General features: G+C 65.9%; 18 protein-coding genes. 3 read left to right on the top strand and 15 right to left on the bottom strand.

Annotated features, from left to right (window positions below):
* Nucleotide 1: 1 nt before the first annotated feature.
* Nucleotides 2-1,231: a zinc-dependent alcohol dehydrogenase gene (locus ACFPQ5_RS11030; RefSeq protein WP_379754944.1), complete on the bottom strand. Its 1,230-nt coding sequence runs from the start codon at nucleotides 1,229-1,231 to the stop codon at nucleotides 2-4.
* Nucleotides 1,232-1,451: 220 nt separating this feature from the next.
* Between ACFPQ5_RS11030 and ACFPQ5_RS11035 the strand changes: the two genes are divergently transcribed.
* Nucleotides 1,452-2,966, top strand: coding sequence for an FAD-dependent oxidoreductase (locus ACFPQ5_RS11035; RefSeq protein WP_379754947.1), 1,515 nt, complete (start codon nucleotides 1,452-1,454; stop codon nucleotides 2,964-2,966).
* A 562-nt stretch (nucleotides 2,967-3,528) separates the two neighbouring features.
* On the opposite strand, the gene ACFPQ5_RS11040 is transcribed toward ACFPQ5_RS11035, so the two are convergent.
* From ACFPQ5_RS11040 to ACFPQ5_RS11075, 8 genes are read right to left on the bottom strand one after another with little or no spacing between them, the layout of a single operon-like run.
* A complete protein-coding gene (locus ACFPQ5_RS11040) occupies nucleotides 3,529-3,921 on the bottom strand; it encodes a RidA family protein (RefSeq protein ID WP_379754950.1) in 393 nt (130 codons plus the stop codon).
* 4 nt (nucleotides 3,922-3,925) lie between these two features.
* A complete protein-coding gene (locus tag ACFPQ5_RS11045; RefSeq protein ID WP_379754953.1) occupies nucleotides 3,926-4,372 on the bottom strand; it encodes an acyl-CoA thioesterase in 447 nt (148 codons plus the stop codon).
* A complete protein-coding gene (locus ACFPQ5_RS11050; protein ID WP_379754957.1) occupies nucleotides 4,365-5,537 on the bottom strand; it encodes an acyl-CoA dehydrogenase family protein in 1,173 nt (390 codons plus the stop codon). Before ACFPQ5_RS11050 ends, ACFPQ5_RS11045 begins: the two co-directional genes overlap by 8 nt.
* 2 nt (nucleotides 5,538-5,539) lie before the next feature.
* Complete coding sequence (locus tag ACFPQ5_RS11055) at nucleotides 5,540-6,394, bottom strand: enoyl-CoA hydratase family protein (RefSeq protein WP_379754960.1); 855 nt, start codon at nucleotides 6,392-6,394, stop codon at nucleotides 5,540-5,542.
* A 20-nt stretch (nucleotides 6,395-6,414) separates the two neighbouring features.
* A complete protein-coding gene (locus tag ACFPQ5_RS11060) occupies nucleotides 6,415-6,933 on the bottom strand; it encodes a MarR family winged helix-turn-helix transcriptional regulator (RefSeq protein WP_379754963.1) in 519 nt (172 codons plus the stop codon).
* A 15-nt stretch (nucleotides 6,934-6,948) separates the two neighbouring features.
* Nucleotides 6,949-7,731, bottom strand: a complete 783-nt coding sequence (locus ACFPQ5_RS11065; RefSeq protein ID WP_379754966.1) for an SDR family NAD(P)-dependent oxidoreductase — start codon at nucleotides 7,729-7,731, stop codon at nucleotides 6,949-6,951.
* Nucleotide 7,732: 1 nt separating this feature from the next.
* Nucleotides 7,733-10,126: a bifunctional salicylyl-CoA 5-hydroxylase/oxidoreductase gene (locus ACFPQ5_RS11070; RefSeq protein ID WP_379754969.1), complete on the bottom strand. Its 2,394-nt coding sequence runs from the start codon at nucleotides 10,124-10,126 to the stop codon at nucleotides 7,733-7,735.
* The gene (locus tag ACFPQ5_RS11075; RefSeq protein ID WP_379754972.1) at nucleotides 10,123-11,757 is read right to left on the bottom strand and encodes an AMP-binding protein; all 1,635 of its coding nucleotides are present in this window, start codon (nucleotides 11,755-11,757) and stop codon (nucleotides 10,123-10,125) included. Before ACFPQ5_RS11075 ends, ACFPQ5_RS11070 begins: the two co-directional genes overlap by 4 nt.
* Nucleotides 11,758-11,901: 144 nt before the next feature.
* Here ACFPQ5_RS11075 and ACFPQ5_RS11080 point away from each other — a divergent pair, with 144 nt between their 5' ends.
* Nucleotides 11,902-12,258, top strand: coding sequence for a translation initiation factor Sui1 (locus ACFPQ5_RS11080; RefSeq protein ID WP_379754975.1), 357 nt, complete (start codon nucleotides 11,902-11,904; stop codon nucleotides 12,256-12,258).
* A gap of 9 nt (nucleotides 12,259-12,267) precedes the next feature.
* On the opposite strand, the gene ACFPQ5_RS11085 is transcribed toward ACFPQ5_RS11080, so the two are convergent.
* The 6 genes from ACFPQ5_RS11085 to ACFPQ5_RS11110 all read right to left on the bottom strand — a co-directional run bounded on the left by ACFPQ5_RS11085 (nucleotide 12,268) and on the right by ACFPQ5_RS11110 (nucleotide 19,133).
* Entirely contained in the window at nucleotides 12,268-12,711 is a 444-nt protein-coding gene (locus ACFPQ5_RS11085; protein WP_379754978.1) for a MaoC family dehydratase, read from the bottom strand.
* Complete coding sequence (locus ACFPQ5_RS11090; RefSeq protein ID WP_379754981.1) at nucleotides 12,708-13,514, bottom strand: enoyl-CoA hydratase/isomerase family protein; 807 nt, start codon at nucleotides 13,512-13,514, stop codon at nucleotides 12,708-12,710. The genes ACFPQ5_RS11085 and ACFPQ5_RS11090 overlap by 4 nt, the downstream gene beginning before the upstream one ends.
* Nucleotides 13,515-13,543: 29 nt before the next feature.
* Complete coding sequence (gene boxA, locus ACFPQ5_RS11095) at nucleotides 13,544-14,794, bottom strand: benzoyl-CoA 2,3-epoxidase subunit BoxA (protein ID WP_379754984.1); 1,251 nt, start codon at nucleotides 14,792-14,794, stop codon at nucleotides 13,544-13,546.
* 55 nt (nucleotides 14,795-14,849) lie between these two features.
* Nucleotides 14,850-16,277: a benzoyl-CoA 2,3-epoxidase subunit BoxB gene (gene boxB / locus ACFPQ5_RS11100; protein WP_379754987.1), complete on the bottom strand. Its 1,428-nt coding sequence runs from the start codon at nucleotides 16,275-16,277 to the stop codon at nucleotides 14,850-14,852.
* Nucleotides 16,278-16,299: 22 nt separating this feature from the next.
* Complete coding sequence (boxC, locus tag ACFPQ5_RS11105; protein WP_379754990.1) at nucleotides 16,300-17,958, bottom strand: 2,3-epoxybenzoyl-CoA dihydrolase; 1,659 nt, start codon at nucleotides 17,956-17,958, stop codon at nucleotides 16,300-16,302.
* Nucleotides 17,959-18,215: 257 nt separating this feature from the next.
* Nucleotides 18,216-19,133 carry a helix-turn-helix transcriptional regulator gene (locus ACFPQ5_RS11110; RefSeq protein WP_379754993.1) on the bottom strand — a complete coding sequence of 306 codons (918 nt, stop codon included), beginning with the start codon at nucleotides 19,131-19,133 and terminating at the stop codon, nucleotides 18,216-18,218.
* 211 nt (nucleotides 19,134-19,344) lie between these two features.
* Between ACFPQ5_RS11110 and ACFPQ5_RS11115 the strand changes: the two genes are divergently transcribed.
* Nucleotides 19,345-19,836, top strand: a complete 492-nt coding sequence (locus tag ACFPQ5_RS11115; RefSeq protein WP_379754996.1) for a DUF4863 family protein — start codon at nucleotides 19,345-19,347, stop codon at nucleotides 19,834-19,836.
* Nucleotides 19,837-19,858 lie beyond the last annotated feature (22 nt).

Genomic DNA, 19,858 nt, shown 5'->3' on the forward strand with positions numbered 1-19,858 from the left:
CTCAGCCGACGCGGCCGTCGCGCGATTCGATCAGTTCGACCTTCAGCCAGCCCGGGCGGCGCAGGTCGAATTCCTTGTAGGCGTCGATCACCGAATCCATCTCTTCGCGCCTGGTGACGATGGCGGTCGGGTCGATGGCGCCGGTGCGCACCAGCTCGACCAGGTCCGGCACGTACTTGCGGTGATTGCAGTTCCCCATGCGGATGGTGAGGTTCTTGTTCATCGCCGCGCCGATCGGGAAGCTGTCGTCGGCCGGCGGATAGACGCCGATGATCGACAGCGTGCCGGCCTTGGCCAGCGCCTGCACCGCCCATTGCAGGGCCTGGGAAGGCGCGTCGCCCGGTATCCAGTTCTCGCCGTCCGGATGCTGCTCGGGCGCGACCTTCTCGACCTCCTGCTGGAACTGCTCTTTCTTCTTGGCCGCCTCGGCCGCCGCAGGCCCGTGGTGCGGACACTGGGCGTCGACGCCGACGGCATCGATCGCGCAGTCCACGCCGATCCCGCCGGTCAGCTCCATGATGGTCTTGACCGGGTCTTCCTCGTCGAAGTTGATCACCTCGGCGCCCTGGCGGCGCGCCATGTCGAGGCGATCCGGCACGTGGTCGATGGCAAGCACCCGGCTCGCGCCCATCAGCTTGGCGGACGCGATCGCGAACTGGCCGACCGGGCCGCAGCCGAACACGGCAACCGTGTGGCCATGCTCGATGTCGGCCATGTCGGCGCCAAAGTAACCGGTCGGGAAGATGTCGGAAAGCAGGATCGCCTGGTCGTCCGTGACTTCGTCCGGCAGTTTTACCAGGTTGACGTTGGCGAAGGGAACCCGCGCCTTTTCCGCCTGCAGGCCGTTGAAGCCGCCGGCCGCCTCCGGGCCGCCGAAAAAGGCCGTGCCCGCGGTCGGCCCGCCAGGATTGGCGTTGTCGCACTGGGCGTAGTAGCCGGCGCGGCAGTAGGAGCAATAGCCGCAGGCGATGGTCGATGGAATCACGACGCGGTCGCCCACCGACAGGTTGCGTACGTTGGTGCCGAGCTGTTCCACGATGCCGACCGCCTCATGGCCGAGGATGGTGCCCTGCTTCATGCCGCTGAAGGTCCCGCGCACGAAGTGCAGGTCGGTGCCGCAGATGGCGCTGGTGGTGATGCGCACGATCGCGTCGAAGGGCTGTTCGATCTTCGGTTCGGGGACGTCGTCGAGGCGGATGTCGCCAATATCGTGGAATACAACGGCTTTCATCGTGGTCCTTTCGCTGGTTGGATGGCGCCGCGCCAGTGCTGGGGCGGGCATAGAAGGCCAGCTTAGCATCGGGATTTGTGGTCGAGCCGCACGTTACTTCTGGTAATTGGGCGACCTTTATTGTGGTCAACAGGGCGCCACCGGCACGCAATTCGCGGAATCATGCCAGCGTACGCGGCGGTCGGCCGCCGTCCTCCTGACTCGAGAAAGGTATGCACGCATGGATACGTCATCGCTGTGGCAAGGCACCGCGGCCAAGACCGCCTGCCTGCCGACCCTGCAGGCCGACCTGAAGGTCGACGTCGCCATCGTCGGCGGCGGGATTACCGGCCTGAGCGCGGCGATGCTGCTGGTCGAAGCCGGCAAGCGGGTTGCCATCCTCGAAGCCTACAAGGTCGGCGACGGCAGCACCGGCAACTCGACGGGCAACCTGTATGCGACCCTCGATCTGGGCGTGCATACCCTGGAACAGGCGCACGGTGCGGATATCGCGCGCCAGGTGCTGGCCTCGCGCGCCGCCGCGATCGACCTGATCGAGTCCACGGTCGGCAGGCTCGGAATGGATTGCGGCTTCCAGCGCGTGCCCTGGCACCTGCTGGCGGCCGATGCCGCCCACGTCAAGGACATCGAGGAGGAAGCGGCGGCCGTCCAGCGCGCCGGCCTGGACGCCGCACTGGTCGACAGCATCGCCCTTCCCGTCCCCTGCGCCCGCGCCCTCCGGGTGGCGAGCCAGGCCCAATTCCAGCCCTTCGCCTACGTGCGTCAGCTGGCCCAGGCCATCGGCAGTGAGGATTGCCTGATCTTCGAGCACACGCGGGTACTTGCGGTCGACGACGCCACTGGGCTGGTGCGCACCGAGCACGGCACCGTGCACGCCGAGCACGTGATCCTGGCGACCCATAGCCCGATCGGCATCCATCTGGTGCAGGCCAAACTGGAAGTCGTACGCGAATACGGCGTCGCCCTGCAATGCGACGATGCCGTCCCCGCACCGGGCATTTACTGGAGCATCGGCGAGGAACGCCATTCGCTGCGCGGCTTCACGCAGCACGGCCAGAGCTATCTGGTGGCGGTCGGCAGCGCGCATTCGACGGGCGACGAAGACATCGGGCGCGACCGCTACCAGAACCTGGAGCAGTACGCGCGCGAGCACTTCCAGGCCGGCGCGATCGAATACCGCTGGTCGGCGCAGCGCTACCGGGCGAAGGACAAGCTGCCGTATATCGGTCTCAATGTGGATGCGACCCGCACTTATATCGCCACCGGATTCTCGGGCGACGGCCTGACTTACGGTACCCTGGCTGGCATGCTGCTGGCCGACGCCATCCTCGGTCGTGACAACCCGTGGGCGGCGCTTTATCAAGTCGAGCGGCTTGCCACGGAAGAGCGCCCGGAAGGCTTCGAGCAGAAAAAGACCGGGCCGACGGAATCCGATTCGGGGCCTCCGCTGGACGCGGCGCAGCAGGCCGGCTTGGAGAACCTGGCGCCCTGTCAGGCGCGCAAGATCGAGGTCGCCGGCAAGCCGATTGCCGTCTACCGCACGGCCGATGGCGCACTACAGGCGGTGGCCGGGAAGTGTACGCACATGGGGTGCGACATCAATTGGAACGATGCGGAGCGCAGTTGGGATTGCAATTGCCATGGGAGCCGGTTTGCGCCGGATGGTCGCGTGCTGGAAGGACCGGCATTGGAGCCGTTGCAGGCGGTTGCGCTGGACAGGGACGCGCGCAACTGACCCACATCCGTCTGGGCGAGCTGCAATCGGGTCAGCCGTGCTCATATATAGTTGAGATGGAGCTCAACTGTCAAACTGATGCTGGTTCATTACTTCGTCTCGCTCGCTTGAAGTTTTAACGCTCGCCCTAACTGTCAAAACGTGCGAGCGCACACCAAACTTCTACTCGTTGAAGGAGAGTCGAAATGAGTAAATTTCCACGAATTCATGTGTTTGACGGCGAAGGCCTAGTAGCGCATAACCGGAACATAGCGTCGAAGGTTCATCAGGCTACCGTTGCATACACACTGCGACAGGTAAACCGGATGAATCCAGGTCAAGTGCTAAACGCATCGAGGCATAACGGAAAGGATCTTTATTGGTCCCAAGATAAGCTTGACAAAGTCCTTTCTCACCTTGACGACGATTGATCGCCGAACGAGTGTGGCATCGAAGGTTAGTAGAGCCACTTTCACAGCAACGTGTTCCATGCACTTGCAATAATGAGCCCCCCTGACCTCGGGGGGGCCGAACTCTACCTCGCGGTTTGCTAATTAATGCCGAACCGCACAGCAATGCCTTACTACTCCGGCACCACCGCCGTCACCTCAATCTCCACCCGCGCCCTATCTTCTACCAGTCCCGCCACCTGCACCGCAGTCATGGTCGGAAAGTGCTTCCCAATCAGCTCGCGGTAGGCCACCCCGATCTCCGGATACGCCGCCACGTACTCCTTCTTGTCGAGCACATACCAGGTCATGCGCACGATGTGCTCCGGCTTCGCCCCGCCTTCAGCCAGTACCGCGACGATGTTCTGCAGCGCCTGGCGCACTTGGCCGGCGAAGTCGTCGGTCTGGAAGACGCCGTCGGCGTCCCAGCCGATCATGCCGCTGACGAAAACCATGCGGCCCGAGGCGGCGATGCCGTTGGAGTAGCCGCGCGGGCGGGGCCAGCCTTCTGGTTGGAGGAAGTCCATGGGGTTACCTTTCTTGATCAGATTGTTCTGCCGGCTCGAACGCGGCGATGCGCGCGCGCAGGGCATCGGGGATACGCGTGGCGCGCATCGCCTTCAGGTCCATCAGGACGAGCACGAGGGTCGCCAGCACGCGCTCGGCGCCGTTCTCGCCCAGCAGCCGGATCGCTACCGTGATCGAGGCGCCGCCGGTTTCGAGGACCGACAGTTCGGCGCGCAGCACGTCGCCGAGCCGGCTGGGCGCGACGAAGTCGGTCTGGATGCTGACCGTCGGGATGCCGAGTCCTTGTACTTCGTGCAGCTCGCGAAAGCTCGTGCCCAGCCCGGACGCGCACCAGTCTTCGACCAGGTTGTTGAACATCTCGAAGTAGCGCGGATAGAACACGATGCCGGCGGGGTCGCAGTCGCCGAAGCGCACCAGCACCTCGCGCGCGAACGTGCGGTTCTCAGCCACGCGGCACCGCCTCTGCCAGCAGCTCACGCGCGATGATCAGCTGCTGCACTTCGGTCGCGCCCTCATAAATGCGCAGCGAGCGGATCTCGCGGTACAGGCGTTCGACCGGCTGTTCGCTCACGACTCCCAGGCCGCCGAACATCTGCACGGCGGCGTCGATCACCTGCTGCGCCGTTTCGGTGGCGGTCAGCTTGGCCATCGCGGCTTCCTTGGTCACGCGCCGGCCCTGGTCGCGCTGCCAGGCGGCGCGGTAGGTGAGCAGCGCGGCGGCGTCGATGCCGGTGGCCATCTGCGCCAGCTTGGCCTGGGTCAGCTGGAAGTCGGCCAGGGTCTTGCCGAACATCTTGCGGCTCGTGGTGCGGGCAAGCGCTTCGTCCAGCGCGCGGCGGGCGAAGCCGAGGGCCGCGGCGGCGACCGAGGTGCGGAAGATGTCGAGCGTCGCCATCGCGACCTTGAAGCCCTGCCCCGCTTCGCCCAGGCGCTTCGAGACCGGCACGCGGCAATCGGTGAAGCGCAGGCGCGCCAGCGGGTGCGGGGCGATCACGTCGATGCGTTCGGCGATCTCGAAGCCCGGCAGGCCGGCGTCGACGATGAAGGCCGAGATGCCGCGCGCGCCCGGCGCTTCGCCGGTGCGGGCGAAGACGACATAGACGTCGGCGATGCCGCCGTTCGAGATCCAGGTCTTTTCGCCGTTCAGTACATAGTGGTCGCCGTCGAGCGTGGCGGCGCAGGCCATGGCCGCGACGTCGGAGCCGGCATCCGGCTCGGACAGCGCGAAGGCGGAAATCGCCTCGCCGCGGCCGACGCGGGTCAGGTATTCCTGCTTGTTCTCCTCGCTGCCGTACAGCGTGATGGCGCCGCTGCCCAGGCCCTGCATGGCAAACGCAAAGTCGGCCAGGCCCGAATGGCGCGCCAGGGTCTCGCGGATCAGGCAAACGGCGCGCGTGTCGATCGCATCGCTGGCGCCGCCGTAGGCCATGCCGCCGATGGCGTGCTGCAGCCAGCCGGCCTTGCCCAGCTGCTTCACCAATGCGCGGCAGGCGGCGTCTACGTCGTGGTCATGCCCTTGCGCGATGTGCTCGGCCGCCCAGGCGTCGAGCGACTGCGCCAGCTCGCGGTGGCGGCCTTCCAGGAAAGGCCAGTTCAGGTAATCGATGTCGGCCATGCTCAGTTTCCTTCGAATTGGGGTTTTTCCTTCGCCACGAACGCGTGGTAGGCGCGATGGAAGTCATTGGTGGCCATGCAGATCGCCTGCGCCTGCGCTTCGGCCTCGATGGCTTCGTCGACGCCCATGTTCCATTCCTGCTGCAGCATCTTCTTGGTCATCCCATGCGCGAAGGTCGGGCCGGATGCCAACGATGCGGCAAAGGTTTGCGCGTCCGCCAGCACGCTCTCGGGTGCGCACAGGCGGTTGAAGAAACCCCAGCGCTCCGCTTCCTCGCCACCGAGGCTGCGTCCGGTGTAGAGCAGTTCGGCGGCGCGGCCCTGGCCGATCACGCGCGGCAGCAGCGCGCAGGCGCCCATGTCGCAGCCGGCCAGGCCGACGCGGGTGAACAGGAAGGCCGTCTTGCTGCGCGCGGTGCCGTAGCGGATGTCCGAGGACAGCGCCAGGATCGCACCGGCGCCGGCGCAGACACCATCGATGGCCGCGACGATCGGCTGCGGACAGGCGCGCATGGCCTTTACAAGGTCGCCCGTCATGCGCGTAAAGGCCAGCAGGCCCGGCATATCGAGTTTGGTGAGCGGCCCGATGATGTCGTGGACGTCGCCGCCGGAGCAGAAGTTTTCGCCGGCGCCGGTGACGACGATGGCTTTCACGTCGTCGGCGTAGGCCAGCGCACGGAACAGGTCGCGCAGCTCGGCGTAGGAATCGAAGGTGAGCGGGTTCTTGCGCTCGGGACGGTTCAGCGTGATGGTAGCCACGCCGGCATCGACCGCAAACAGGAAGTGCTGCGGCTGGTGTTGGCTGAAGCTGGCGCGGTTGCCCGGCAGCTGCTGCGCTTCGCTTGGTAGGTAACGCATGGGATCTCCTGATTTTCTGATTATTCGAGGGCGCTCAGGCCCCGCTTCAATGTGGACAGCGTCGCCATCAGCGCCGCGCGTTCGTCTTCCTGCAAGCCGGACATCAGCTCGATGATCCAGGCTTCGTGGCGCGCCGCCATGCGCTTGAAGCTGCGCCGCCCGGCCGGCGTCAGCCGCACACTGTAGGCGCGGCCGTCGCCCGGCACCGCGTCGCGCGCCACCAGGTCTTCCTGTTCGAGCAGGTTGACGATGCCGGTGACGTTGGCGCTGGTGACCATCATGCGCTTCGACAGTTCGCCCATGCGCAGGCCTTCCGGATGGCGGTCCAGCTGCGCCATCAGGTCGAAGCGCGGCAGCGTGATGCCGAATTCGGTACGCAGTCTCGTGCGGATCTCGGTTTCGATCAACGTCGTACACGAGAGCATGCGCAGCCAGAGTTTCAGCGACTGGTGATTGTCGTCGGTCAGGCGGCTCTCGACGTCGAGCACCTCCTCGCCTTCATTGGTGGCGACCGCGAGCGCGGCCTGTTTTCGTGGCATGGCTGCTTCCTCGTTCTACATGACTTCACCGCCGGCGACGGCGATGGCTTGTCCATTCATGGCGCCCGCGCCCGGCATGCAGAGCCAGGCGACGGCATTCGCCACCTCGTCCGGCTGCACCAGGCGCCGCTGCGGATTGCTGGAAGCGAGTTCCGCCAGCGCCTGTTCTTCGCTGCGGCCGGTCTTGGCGACGATGTTCGCCACCGCGTCGCGCACGATATCGGTCTCCGTGTAACCGGGGCAGACGGCGTTGACGGTCACGCCCTTGGTCGCCACTTCCAGCGCCAGCGAACGGGTCAAACCGACGACGCCGTGCTTGGCCGCGCAATAGGCCGAGACGTAGCCGTAGCCCGTAAGCCCCGCCGTGCTGGCGACGTTGACGATGCGGCCCCAGCGCGCTTCCAGCATCGCCGGCAGCGCGGCGCGGATGCAGTGCCAGGTGCCGGTCAGGTTCACGGCCAGCATCTGGTTCCAGACTTCCTCGCCGGTCTTCAGGAAAGGACTGGAGGCGGCCTGACCCGCATTATTGACCAGCACCATGACCGGCCCGAAGCGGGCTTCGGCGGCGGCAAAGGCCTGCGCCACCGAGGCGGCACTGGTGACGTCCATCTCCTTGCTGTCGATCTCGCCCAACGCAGACAATTCCGCTACGGTGACGGCCAACGCTTCGCGGGCACGGCCCGTGATGGTGACGCGGGCGCCCTGTTCCAGCAAGGCCCGCGCGATGGCGGCGCCGATGCCGCGCCCGCCGCCGGTGACCAGCGCATGGCGCCCGGCCAGGCTGTCCTCGTTCGCCATCTCAGCCCTCCAGCAGCTTGGCCGCGACCTGCTGCGGCGTGAGGCCGCTGCTGGCAGCCGCCAGCTGGCGTTCGCGCTCGAGATTGCGCTCGAGCTGCAGCTTGCCTGCGTAGTACTGCTTAGGCCACGCCACCGGCGTGTAGCCCAGCTTCGCAGCTTCGTGCAGGGTCCAGGCCGGGTCGGCCAGGTGCGGGCGCGCGATCGCGCACAGGTCGGCGCGGCCGGAGGCGATGATGCTGTTGGCGTGATCCGCCTCGAAGATGGCGCCCACCGCGATCGTCGGAATGCCGACCTCGTTGCGGATGCGGTCCGCGAACGGCGTCTGGAACATGCGTCCATACACCGGCTTTTCCTTCTTGCTGACCTGGCCCGAGGAGACGTCGATCATGTCGGCGCCGGCTTCCTTGAACAGGCGCGCCACCTCGACCGCATCGTCCGGCGTCAGGCCGCCCTCGACCCAGTCATGGGCCGACAGGCGCACGCTGATCGGCCGGTCTTCCGGCCAGGCGGCGCGGATCGCATGGAAGACTTCGAGCGGATAGCGGCAGCGGTTCTCCACGCTGCCGCCGTATTCGTCCTGGCGCTGGTTCGTCAGCGGCGAGATGAAGCTGGAGAGGAAGTAACCGTGAGCGCAGTGCAGCTCCAGCCAGTCGAAGCCGGCCTTGGCCGCTTCGCCGGTGGCGCGCACGAAGTCGAGCTTGATGCGTTCCAGGTCTTCGCGGGTGGCTTCGCGCGCCACCTGCGACACGCCTTCCAGGTACTGCTGGGGCGAGGCCGACACCAGTGGCCAGTTGCCCTCCTCCAGTGGCTGGTCGGTGCCGTCCCAGGCCCGCTTCGTGGAACCCTTGGCGCCGGCGTGGCCGAGCTGCAGGGCGATCTTCGCATCGGTATTGGCGTGGACGAAGTCGACGATGCGGGTCCAGGCGGCCGTGTGCTCGGGCGTGTACATGCCGGGGCAGCCGGGCGTGATGCGGGCGTCGGCGGAGACGCAGGTCATCTCGGCGAACACCATCGCGGCGCCGCCCATCGCCCGTGCGCCCAGGTGCACCAGGTGGTAGTCGCCGGCGACGCCATCCACCGCCGAATACTGCGCCATCGGCGAGACCACGATGCGGTTCTTCAGCAGCGTATCGCGAAGGCGGAAAGGCGTGAACATCGGCGGGATGCTGCCGGCATTCGCCGGGACTGGCACGCCCGCCTGCTCGAAGGCGCGGCTGGCGATCCATTCCTCGAACTGGCCGACATAGGCGGCGTCGCGCACGCGCAGGTTTTCATGCGACAGGCGCTGGCTGCGGGTCAGCATCGAGTAGGCGAACTGCTCGGCTTCCATCGCCGTGTAGCGCTCGACGTTCTCGAACCACTCCATCGAATTGCGCGCCGCGCTCTGGATCTTCAGTACCTCGACCGCGCGCACGGCCTGGTAATCCTCCAGCACCTTCTCGATGCCGGCGGCACCATCGCGCTCGAAACAGCGCGCCAATTCGATCGCATCTTCCAGCGCCAGCTTGGTGCCCGAGCCGATCGAGAAGTGGGCCGTATGGGCTGCGTCGCCCATCAGCACCACGGGCACGCGGCGGCCGTCGATGGCGTTCCAGTGCACCCACTCGCGGCAGACGATGCGCGGGAACTTGATCCACATGGCCGAGCCGCGCAGGTGCGAGGCATTGCTCATCAGGGAGTGACCGTCCAGGTATTTGGCGAACAGCCGCTCGCAGAAAGCGATGCCCTCTTCCTGGCTCATGCCTTCCAGGCCGGATTTACGCCAGACGTCTTCCGGCGTCTCGACGATGAAGGTCGAGGTGTCGCCGTCGTACTGGTAGCAGTGGGCCTGGAACCAGCCATGCTCCGTCTCCTCGAAGGCGAAGGTAAAGGCGTCGAATTTCTTTTTCGTGCCGAGCCAGACGAAGCGGCAGTTGCGGGTGTCGATGTCGGGCTGGTAAGTATCGACGTAGCGCGTGCGCACACGGCTGTTGAGACCATCGCTGGCGATCACGAGGTCGGCGCCGTATTGCGCGGCCAGCACCTGGTCATCGGCCACGTCGGTCTCGAACACCAGGCGCACCCCCAGCTCCTCGCAGCGCGCCTGCAGGATGTTCAGCAGGCGCTTGCGGCCGATGCCGCAGAAACCGTGGCCGCCCGAGGTGACGGTGCGGCCCTTGAAATGGACGTCGATGTCGTCCCAGTGGTTGAAGGACTGCAGGATGGTGCGCGCGGTCTGCTCGTCGGCCGCGACCAGGTTGCCCAGGGTCTGGTCGGAGAAGACCACGCCCCAGCCGAAGGTGTCGTAGGGACGGTTGCGCTCGATGACGGTGATCTCGTGCGACGGGTCCTGCTTCTTCATCAGGAGGGCGAAATACAGCCCAGCCGGGCCGCCGCCGATGCAGACGATGTTCATGATTGCTCCGAGATTTGCTTGGCTTCCTGGCGCAGCTTGAAGCGCTGCAGCTTGCCGGTGTCGGTACGCGGCAAGGCGGCGCGGAATTCGACCCTGCGCGGGTATTTATAGGGGGCGACGGTTTGCTTGACGTGGTCCTGCAGCGCCTTCGCCATCTCCGGACTACCCTCATGGCCCGGCCGCAGCACGACATAGGCCAGCACCAGCTGTCCGCGCTCCGCATCGGGCGCGCCGACGACGCCGCATTCGGCCACGGCCGGATGCTGCATCAACGCGTCCTCGACCTCGGGCCCGGCGATGTTGTAGCCGGCCGAGATGATCATGTCGTCGGTCCGTGCCTGGTACCAGTAATAGCCGTCTTCGTCCATCCGGTAGGCGTCGCCGGTCAGGTTCCAGCCCTTGCTGATGTAGTCGAGCTGGCGCGGATCGGCCAGGTAGCGGCAGCCGGTCGGGCCCTTGACGGCCAGGCGCCCGACGACGCCGGGGTCGACCGGATTGCCGTCGTCGTCCAGGATGCAGGCGCGGTAGCCGGGAATCGGGCGGCCGGTGGCGCCGGGGCGGATGTCGTCGCCGGCGGCGGAGATGAAGATGTGCAGCATCTCGGTCGAGCCGATCCCGTCGATCATGGCGAGACCCGTCGCTTCCTGCCAGGCCTGGCGCGTCTGCAGCGGCAGTGCTTCGCCGGCCGAGACGCTGCGGGTCAGGCTGGACAGATCGTACTTGCTGGCCAGCGGCGCCATCTGGCGATAAAAAGTCGGTGCGGTGAAGCAGATCGTGGCGCGGTACTGGGCGATGGCCGCCAGCAGCGCGTCGGGCGTGAGCTTCTCCAGCAGCACGGTCGACGCGCCATAGCGCAGCGGGAATAGCAGCATGCCGCCCAGGCCGAAGGTAAAGGCGAGCGGTGGCGTGCCGATGAAAACGTCGTTCGCTTGCGTGGCGAGCAGCGAGCGCGGGAAGCAGTCGCAGATGGCCAGCACGTCGCGGTGAAAGTGCATGGTGCCCTTGGGGCGGCCGGTGGTGCCGGAGGTGAAGCTGAGGAGGCAGACGTCTTCGGCTGCCGTGTCGACTGTGTCGAAGCGCGGCGGCATCGCGGCCATCAGGGCGTCGAGCGAGCCGGGCGCGCCGTCGTTAAACGAGAGCACGCGCGGCGGCACCTCGGCTTCGCTGCAGGCCTGGTCGAGTTCAGCGCGCAGGTCGGCCGCGCACAGCACCGCATCCACCCGCGCCAGCCCGATGATCGTGCTCAGCTCCTTCGCCCGCAGCAGCGGCATGGTCGGCACCGCGACATAGCCCGCCTTCCAGACCGCCAGCACGCAGGCGGCCATCATCGGATTGTTCGCGCCGCGCAGCAGCACGCGGTTGCCGGTCACTAGCTTCAGTTCCTTCTGCAGCACGCCGGCGATGCGGTCGACCTTTTCCAGCAGCTCGGCATAGGTCCAGCTGACGCCCGCGCCGCGCACGGCAAGCGATGCGCCATGGCCCTTCCCGACCATTGCGTCGAGCAGCTCGTGTGCGCAGTTCAGGCGCGCGGGATACTGCAATTCGTCGAGCTCGAACAGCAGCTCGGGCCACTGCTCGCGCGGCGGCAGGTTGTCGTTCGCAAAAGTGTCCAGGTACGCGGTTCCGTTCATGGGGTCTCCGGGCAGTACAGGCAAAGCAAAAGGGCTTGATGTCACATGCAGAATATACTTTAAGCCTAAACTAGTTTGGCATGCAAGCGATTCCGTCGGTGTGCTGCTACACTCGCGCTCTTCGTCTTTCACGCAGCGCACATCATGAAAAGCAGTTCCAAAGGCGGCCTCGTCTATTCGACCGAACACGGGCGCATGTGCCCGGCATGCGGGCAGCCCGCTGCGGCCTGCGCATGCAAGGCGCAATCGGCCGTGGTAGGCGACGGTGTGGTGCGCGTATCGCGCCAGTCCAAAGGACGGGGCGGCAAGACGGTTACGCTGGTGAAGGGTGTCGCGCTCGATGCGATCGCGCTCGCGGCTCTGGGCAAGCAGCTGCGCACGGCTTGCGGTTCAGGCGGGACGGTGAAGGATGGGGTGATCGAGATCCAGGGCGATCATTGCGACCTGGTGATGGACGTGCTCGAGAAGCAGGGCCACAAGCCCAAACGCGCGGGCGTTTGACGTCTGGCGTCAGGCAGGCGGGTCCAGCTTGAACATGCTGGTCGCTTCCAGGTCCAGCACCTCCTGGCCGGCGCCGTTACGCATCATCCACTGCCAGCGCACGATGCCGAGCTCCGGCCGCGAGGCCGAACGCCGCGCGTCGAGCACCGTCAGGTGCAGGGTCAACTGGTCGCCGGGACGCACCGGATGCGGCCAGCGCAAATAAGCCAGCCCCGGCGACGCGAAGGATTCGGACCCGGCCAGCAGCTCGCGCGACACCAGGCGCATCGCCAGCGCGCAGGTATGCCAGCCGCTGGCGATCAGGCCGCCGAAGGGGCCGCTTGCCGCGGCTTCGGGATCGGTATGAAACCACTGGTCGTCGAAGCTGGAGGCGAAGGCCATGACCTCCTCGTCATCGAGCGTGACCGGCCCGAGCACGAACCCCTTGCTGGCCGCGATCTCCGCGAATTTCATCGGGCGCCGCCGAAGACGGGACTGCGCTTTTCCTTGATCGCCGCCACGCCCTCGCGCGCGTCGGCACCGCCGAAGTCCATGAACTCCGCGCCCAGCGACGCCTCGAAGGCCGGCCAGGCCGCATGCAGCCAGCCGTTCAGCGCGCGCTTGGTGCCGGCCAGCGCCGACGCGCTGCCGCTCGCCAGCCGCTGCGCGATCGACATCGCTTCGTCCAGCAAGGATTCAAGCTCGACCGCCCGGCTCACCAGCCCGATGCGCTCGGCCTCCTCGCCGCTGACGGCGTCGCACAGCAGCAGGTAGTACTTGGCCTTGGCCATCCCGCACAGCAGCGGCCAGATCGCCACCGCATGGTCGCCGGCGGCCACGCCCAGTTTCGTATGCCCGTCGATCAGCTTGGCGTTGCGGGCGGCGACCGAAATATCGGCCATCAGCGCCACCGCCAGGCCGGCGCCCACGGCCGCACCGTTGATCGCCGAGACGATGGGCTTGCCGCAGTCGATCATGCCGCGCACCAGGTCGCGCGCTTCGCGCATGACGCGAGCACGGGCCGCTTCCGATTCCAGCATTTGTTCGACCATCGCCATCTCGCCGCCGGCGCAGAAGCCCTTTCCCTCGCTGCGCACGAGGATGACTTTTACCTCGGGATCGGCATCGAGTTCGCGCCAGATCGTGCCCAGCGCGGCGTGGCCGGCGATGTCGGTAACGGGCATGGTCCCCTCGGGACCGAAGACCAGGTGGGCGATGCCCTGCGGGTCGACGAACACGCGAAAGCTCCTGGTATCGACGGCGATGTCACGATTCATGCGGATTCCTCATCAATAAGTGGCTTTATTCAGTACGTTTCGACATGAAAGCGCCCTTCCGCCACCATGCGCGCCTGCAGGGCCGGCCAGTCGATGCCGGCTTGCGCGCAGACGTCGCTCAGGGCTTCGAGCACGCCGGTCTCCATGCCTTTCAGGCCGCAGATATACAGGTAGGTGTCGCTCGCGAGCAGCTGCGCGACCGACGGGCCGGCGGCGCGGATCTTGTCCTGCACGTAGGCTTTCGGCTGGTCCGGCAGGCGCGAGAACGCAAGATGCATGTCGATGAAGTCGGCCGGCAGCTTCAGCAGCGGGCCAAAATACGGCAGCTCGGCGGGGTTCCTCGCGCCGAAGAACAGCATCAGCTTGCCGTCATGCGGCTTGCCGGCCGCGTACATGCGGCGCCGGTGTTCGGTCATGGCGCGCATCGGCGCCGAGCCGGTGCCGGTGCAGATCATCATAATGTTCGAGCCGGCGTGGTTCGGCATCAGGTAATTCACGCCGAAGGGACCGGCCACCTGCACGGTCGCGCCCTTGGGCAAGTCGCACAGGTAGTTGGAAGCGACACCCTGCACCGGCTGGCCGGCGTGGTCTTCGGTCACGCGCTTCACCGTCAGCGCCAGGTTGTTGTAGCCCTCGCGCTCGCCGCCGCGCGCGCTGGCCACCGAGTACATGCGCATGTAGTGCGGTTTGCCGTTTTCGTCGACGCCGGGCGGGATGATGCCGATCGACTGGCCTTCCAGGATCGGGAACATCTGCGTGCCGAAGTCGAGCACGATGTGGTGGACGTCGCTGGCGGCGTCCGGCGCCGTCAGGCGGTAGTTGCCGGCGACCGTCGCCTGCACGGGGTTTTTCAAGGTGTACAGGTGGGCGTATGGATGCGCGGCGGACCAGGGCGGAATCGGCGAGGAGACCGAGATCGCGGCATTCGCCTGCACGGTCTCGTCGAGCACGGCGCCGGCCGCTTCGTTGGCCGCTTCCATCTGCTCCAGCAGCGGCTCCGGATGCGACTGCTGCGGCGGAAGCTCGTCCCAGCTGAACTGCTCGGCCAGCGGATAGGCGGCGGCCTTCGGCACCATGTGCCAGTGGTCGATGGCGCCGGTTGGGCAAGGCGAGACGCAGTTGCCGCAGGCGTTGCAGATGTCGGCGTCGACCACGTAGTTGCGGCTGTCGTGGGTGATCGCGTCGATCGGGCAGGTCTCTTCGCAGGTATTGCAGCGGATGCAGACTTCGGGATCGATCAGGTGCTGGCGGATCAGGGCGATCGGTACGGGTGCGTTCATGGCTGGCTCGCTTCGAAAAAACGGACCGGGTCGCGCCCGGTCCAAAACAGACACTTCAGTTGAAACGGACGTACTCGAAGTCGATCGGCTGCTTGTTGATGCCCACCGGCGGCGGCGCGATCCAGTTCGCCATCTTGCCCGGCTCGATCACGCGGCCCATCAGCGAGGCGACGTAGGCGCGGTCTTCCTCGCTCGGCAGCCAGTTGCGCTCGTTCGCCGCCCATTCGGCTTCCGACAGCACGCGGCCGTCCGGCGAAATGCGGTGGCCGGCAAAACCGCCGATGTGGCGGTTGAAGGCTTTATTTGGCGCGCTGAGGCGGAACGGCAGGCCGGCCTTTTCGATCACGCGGTTCCAGCGGCCAATGCCGGCGATCGAATCGCGGATGAAATCGTCGCGCAGCACTTCGTTCAGCGAGTTCAGCATCGGCACTTCGCGCTCCTGCAGCTTGTCGTCCTTGACTTCGAGGATGCGGTAGTGCTGGCCCTTGAGCAGGTGGTCGTCGTCGCGCTTGGTCTCTTCGTAGCGGCCCTTCAGGCCCGAGCTGTAGAAGGTGGCGGCGTTCGAGGACTGGTCGGCGCCGAACAGGTCCACCGTCACGCTGAAGTGGAAGTTCAGGTAGCGCTGGATGGTCTGCAGGTCGATCACGCCCAGCGCCCGTACCTGGGCCGGGTCTTCGACGCCGTGCTGGCGCATCACGTCGACCGTACGCTGGATCACGCGCGCCACGCCCGATTCGCCCACGAACATGTGGTGCGCTTCTTCGGTCAGCATGAAGCGGCAGGTGCGCGAGAGCGGATCGAAGCCCGATTCGGCCAGCGCGTTGAGCTGGAACTTGCCGTCGCGGTCCGTAAAGTAGGTGAACATGTAGAAGGCCAGCCAGTCCGGGGTCTCCTCGTTGAAGGCTTCCAGGATGCGTGGGTTGTCCTGGTCGCCCGAGTTGCGGTGCAGGAGCGCTTCGGCTTCCTCGCGTCCGTCGCGGCCGAAGTATTTATGCAGCAGGTACACCATCGCCCACAGGTGGCGGCCCTCTTCCACGTTAATCTGGAACAGGTTGCGCATGTCGTACTGCGAGGGCGCGGTCAGGCCCAGGTGGCGCTGCTGCTCGACCGAGGCCGGCTCGGTGTCGCCCTGGGTGACGATGATGCGGCGCAGGTTGGCGCGGTGCTCGCCGGGCACGTCCTGCCAGGCGGCGCGGCCCTTCTCTTCGCCGAAGTTGATCTTGCGGTCGTTCTCGGCCTGGGCCAGGAAGATGCCCCAGCGGTAGTCCGGCATCTTCACATGGCCGAAATGGGCCCACCCGTCCGGCGTGGTGCTGACCGCGGTGCGCAGGTAGACGTCCATCTGGTTCGAGCCGTTCGGGCCCATGTCGTTCCACCATTGGAGGTAGTTCGGCTGCCAGTGTTCCAACGCGCGCTGCAGGGTCTTGTCTTCCGAGAGGTTGACGTTGTTCGGGATCTTGTCGGTGTAGTTAATCGAGCTCACGGTGGTTTCCTCAGATTGGTTTTCAGACGCGGTTGAAATCGAACTGGGCCTTGTTGCCCGAACCGTAGACCTTCAGGGCGCCCAGCTCGCCGACGGCGTTGGGGCGGATGAAGATCCAGTTCTGCCATGCCGACAGGCGCCCGAACACGCGGGTCTCCATCGTCTCGCGGCCGTTGAAGCGCAGGTTCGCCTCCATGCCGGTGAGTGCGTCGGGCGACATGCTGGCGCGCTCCTCCAGCGCGATGCGGGTTTCGTCCGGCCAGTCGATGTCGTCGCTCGCGAAGGTCACCAGGCCGATGCTTTCCGCCTCGTCGGCGTCGATCAGGCGGCCCTGGGTTGCGCGCACGGCGGCGATCGGCGCTTCCTCTTCATAGAAGCGGCGCGCGATGCGCGACTGTGAACTGACCATCGGCAGGCGGCCGAAGTTCATCTCGCTCACGCCGATCTTTGGCGCTTTTTCCGGATCGTCCGGCAGCGCCAGCATGTAGATGCGGTCGGCGGCCAGGGCGATCTCCAGCAGCGAACCGGCGAAGCAGGAACCCTCTTCGATAAAGGCGAACAGCGAGCGCGAGGACACGTCCAGGCGCGCCAGCGTGCGGCGCATCAGGCCGACCGTTTCGCGCACCAGCCAGTGGTCCGCGTTGGCGACCAGGGTTTCGTCCACGGCCAGCACCGTTTGCGGGTCGCCGCTGCTTTTCAGGATCCAGGCACCGATGTCGGTCTCGTTGGTGCGCAGGTGCAGGATGGCGTCGTCGAGTTCGCGCGTCATCTGCAGCGGCCACCATTTGATGCCTGCCGCTTCGATGCCGGCGGCGTCAAGCGGCTGGGGCGCTTGCGGCGCGCGCACGGTGAGCGTGGCGTTGCGGGCGGCGCGGTCGATCCTGATGCTGACGAATTCGTAGTCGATGCTGTCCGGCGTCTGGGTGCGCTCCAATGGCGTGAGCTTGACGCCGGTGGCCTGGCCTGGGCGGCTGCTGGACGCTGCCAGGGCCTGCGCACGCTGCTGCACGGTCTGCGCGAACTGGGCCGGCTTGGCCACTTCGTCGACCAGGCGCCAGTCCTTGGCCTTCTGGCCGCGCACGCCCTCGGAGGTGGTGCAGAAGATGTCGGCCAGGTCGTGGCGCACCTTTCTCTTGTCGGTCAGGCGGGTCAGGCCGCCGGTGCCCGGCAGGACGCCCAGCAGCGGAACTTCGGGCAGGCTGACGGACGAGGAGCGGTCGTCGACCAGGATGATCTCATCGCAGGCCGCCGCCAGCTCGTAGCCGCCGCCGGCGCAGGCGCCGTTCACGGCGGCGACGAACTTCAGGCCGTCGTGGCGGCTCGAGTCTTCCAGGCCGTTGCGGGTCTCGTTGGTGAATTTGCAGAAGTTGACCTTCCAGGCGTGGCTGGATTTGCCGAGCATGAAGATGTTCGCGCCCGAGCAGAAGATGCGGTCCTTGCCGCTGGTGACCACGACCGTCTTCACCGTCGGATGCTCGAAGCGGATGCGCTGCACGGCGTCGTGCAGTTCGATGTCGACGCCGAGGTCGTAGGAATTGAGTTTCAGCTTGTAGCCTTCCTTCAGGCCGGCATCCTCGTTGATGTTCATGGTCAGGGTGGCGATCTCGCCGTCGACTGACAGGGTCCAGTGCTTGTACTGCTCTGGCGAGGTGGCGTAATCGATCTGCGGCGAGGTGCTCATTGGATATGTCCCCTAGTGAAATATGGTGCATTCTTGAAGCGATAGATGCACTTTATTGCAGCTAAAACGACAAGTCAAGAAGAAAACTGCATTTGTTGGCAGGCGTGTACCGTAGGGCGGGCATGCCCGCCGTAATATGCGGCGCCGAGATCATCGCGCACGACATCGGGGCCTGGTGCGTATCCGGCGGGCATGCCCGCCCTACCAAGGCAAAAAAAAAGCCGGCTCAAGGCCGGCGTTTCAGGTAGCAAATAGCTTCAGCGCATCACGTTATCGCGCAACTGCTCCAGCAAGGCCACATACGCCGTCTCCTGCGTCATATCGCTGGTATCGAAGGACAAATCCGCTTTCGAATAAAACGCCGCCCGGCTCTCGAGAATGCTTTTGAGGTCTTCCATGGCCTCGCGATTGCCCATCATCGGCCGCGTATCCCCCTGGGCCAGCACGCGCGCCATGTGGTCTTTCGGCGCGGCCTTGACCCAGACCGTGTAGCAGTGCGACAGCAACAGGTTATAGGTCGCCGGATCGGACACGATCCCGCCCGGGGTAGCAATCACGGCGCGCGGGTAGCGCGTGACGATGTCTTCAAGCGCGCGGCGTTCGTAGCGGCGGTAGGCGTTGGGGCCGTAGAGCGCGTGGATCTCGGCGATGCCGCAGCCGGCCAGGGTCTCGACTTCGCGCCCCAGCTCGACGAAGGGCACCATCCAGTAATCGGCCAGCATGCGGCCCAGGCTGGACTTGCCCGCCCCGCGCAGGCCGATCAGGGCGATGCGCTGGCGCCGCGCGCCTTCGCTGGTCGGGGCGTCGAAGATGTTCGCCAGCGCCGCGCGCGCCTGGGCCAGCTCCTCGTCGCTGCGGCCGCGCAGGATCTCGCGAATCATCAGCCATTCCGGGGACGTGGCCGTTTCGTCGCCGATCATCTCGGCCAGCGTGCAGTTGAGGACGGTGGTGATCTGGCGCAGCAGCTGGATCGAGGCATTCCCGACGCCGGACTCGACGTTCGCGAGGTGGCGCTCGGATACGTCAGCCAGCTTGGCCAGGGCCTTGCGCGTAAGGCCGCGCCGCGAGCGCAAGGCGCGCAGGCGCTCGCCGAGGGCAATCAGAAACGGGTCCTTTTCTTCTTCGGGTCCTCGGCTTGTACTGAGCGGGGCGGTGCTGAGCTGTGCTGCTGTCATTCTCGATTCCATGGAAGAGGCAATGTTCCGCAAGAGCGAAACAGGTTGCCGATTATCGCAAAAGGCAGTGCATGTGACGAGGCCGCACATGAAATATAACTCAAACAAGGCTTGACGTATGCAAGATATTACACCTACACTCCGATCAAAAGCACTATATCTCCGCTTCTTCCGACATGCAGTTTGTTGCACTCAAACTTAGGGGTTGTCGATGGACGTTTCAGCTTTTCAGCAACTGGTGTCACGGGTGACGGAAGAAATCGCCGGCATTCCACTCGGCTCCGCACTTGAATCCCACCTCAACGCCCAGCACGGTGCCGGCACCGATCTGTACGAACAGCTGTTCGACGCCTGCAAGCTAGGGGTGCGCGACGGATGGCTGTGCAATCGCGAAGGCGGCGGCATCCGCTACGGCCGCGTCCTCAAGGCCAGCGAGGCGACCCACGGTTTCAGCGTCGACGTGGTCGACATGCAGGACATCGCCGGTCCCCACCACGTTCATCCCAACGGCGAGATCGACCTGATCATGCCTTTGAGCGCCGACGCCTGCTTCGACGGGCGCCCGGCCGGCTGGTGCGTCTACGAAGCCGGCAGCGCCCATGCCCCGACCGTCACGCGCGGCCGCGCGCTGGTGCTCTACCTGCTGCCGCAGGGCGCCATCCAGTTTTCACCCGTCGCGAAACCCGACACCGCCGCTGCCTGAAGCGCGCGCTGCAAGACCAGAT

Origin of the sequence: Massilia suwonensis, from assembly GCF_042655665.1 — a bacterium.
Taxonomy (GTDB): Bacteria; Pseudomonadota; Gammaproteobacteria; order Burkholderiales; family Burkholderiaceae_D; genus Telluria; species Telluria suwonensis.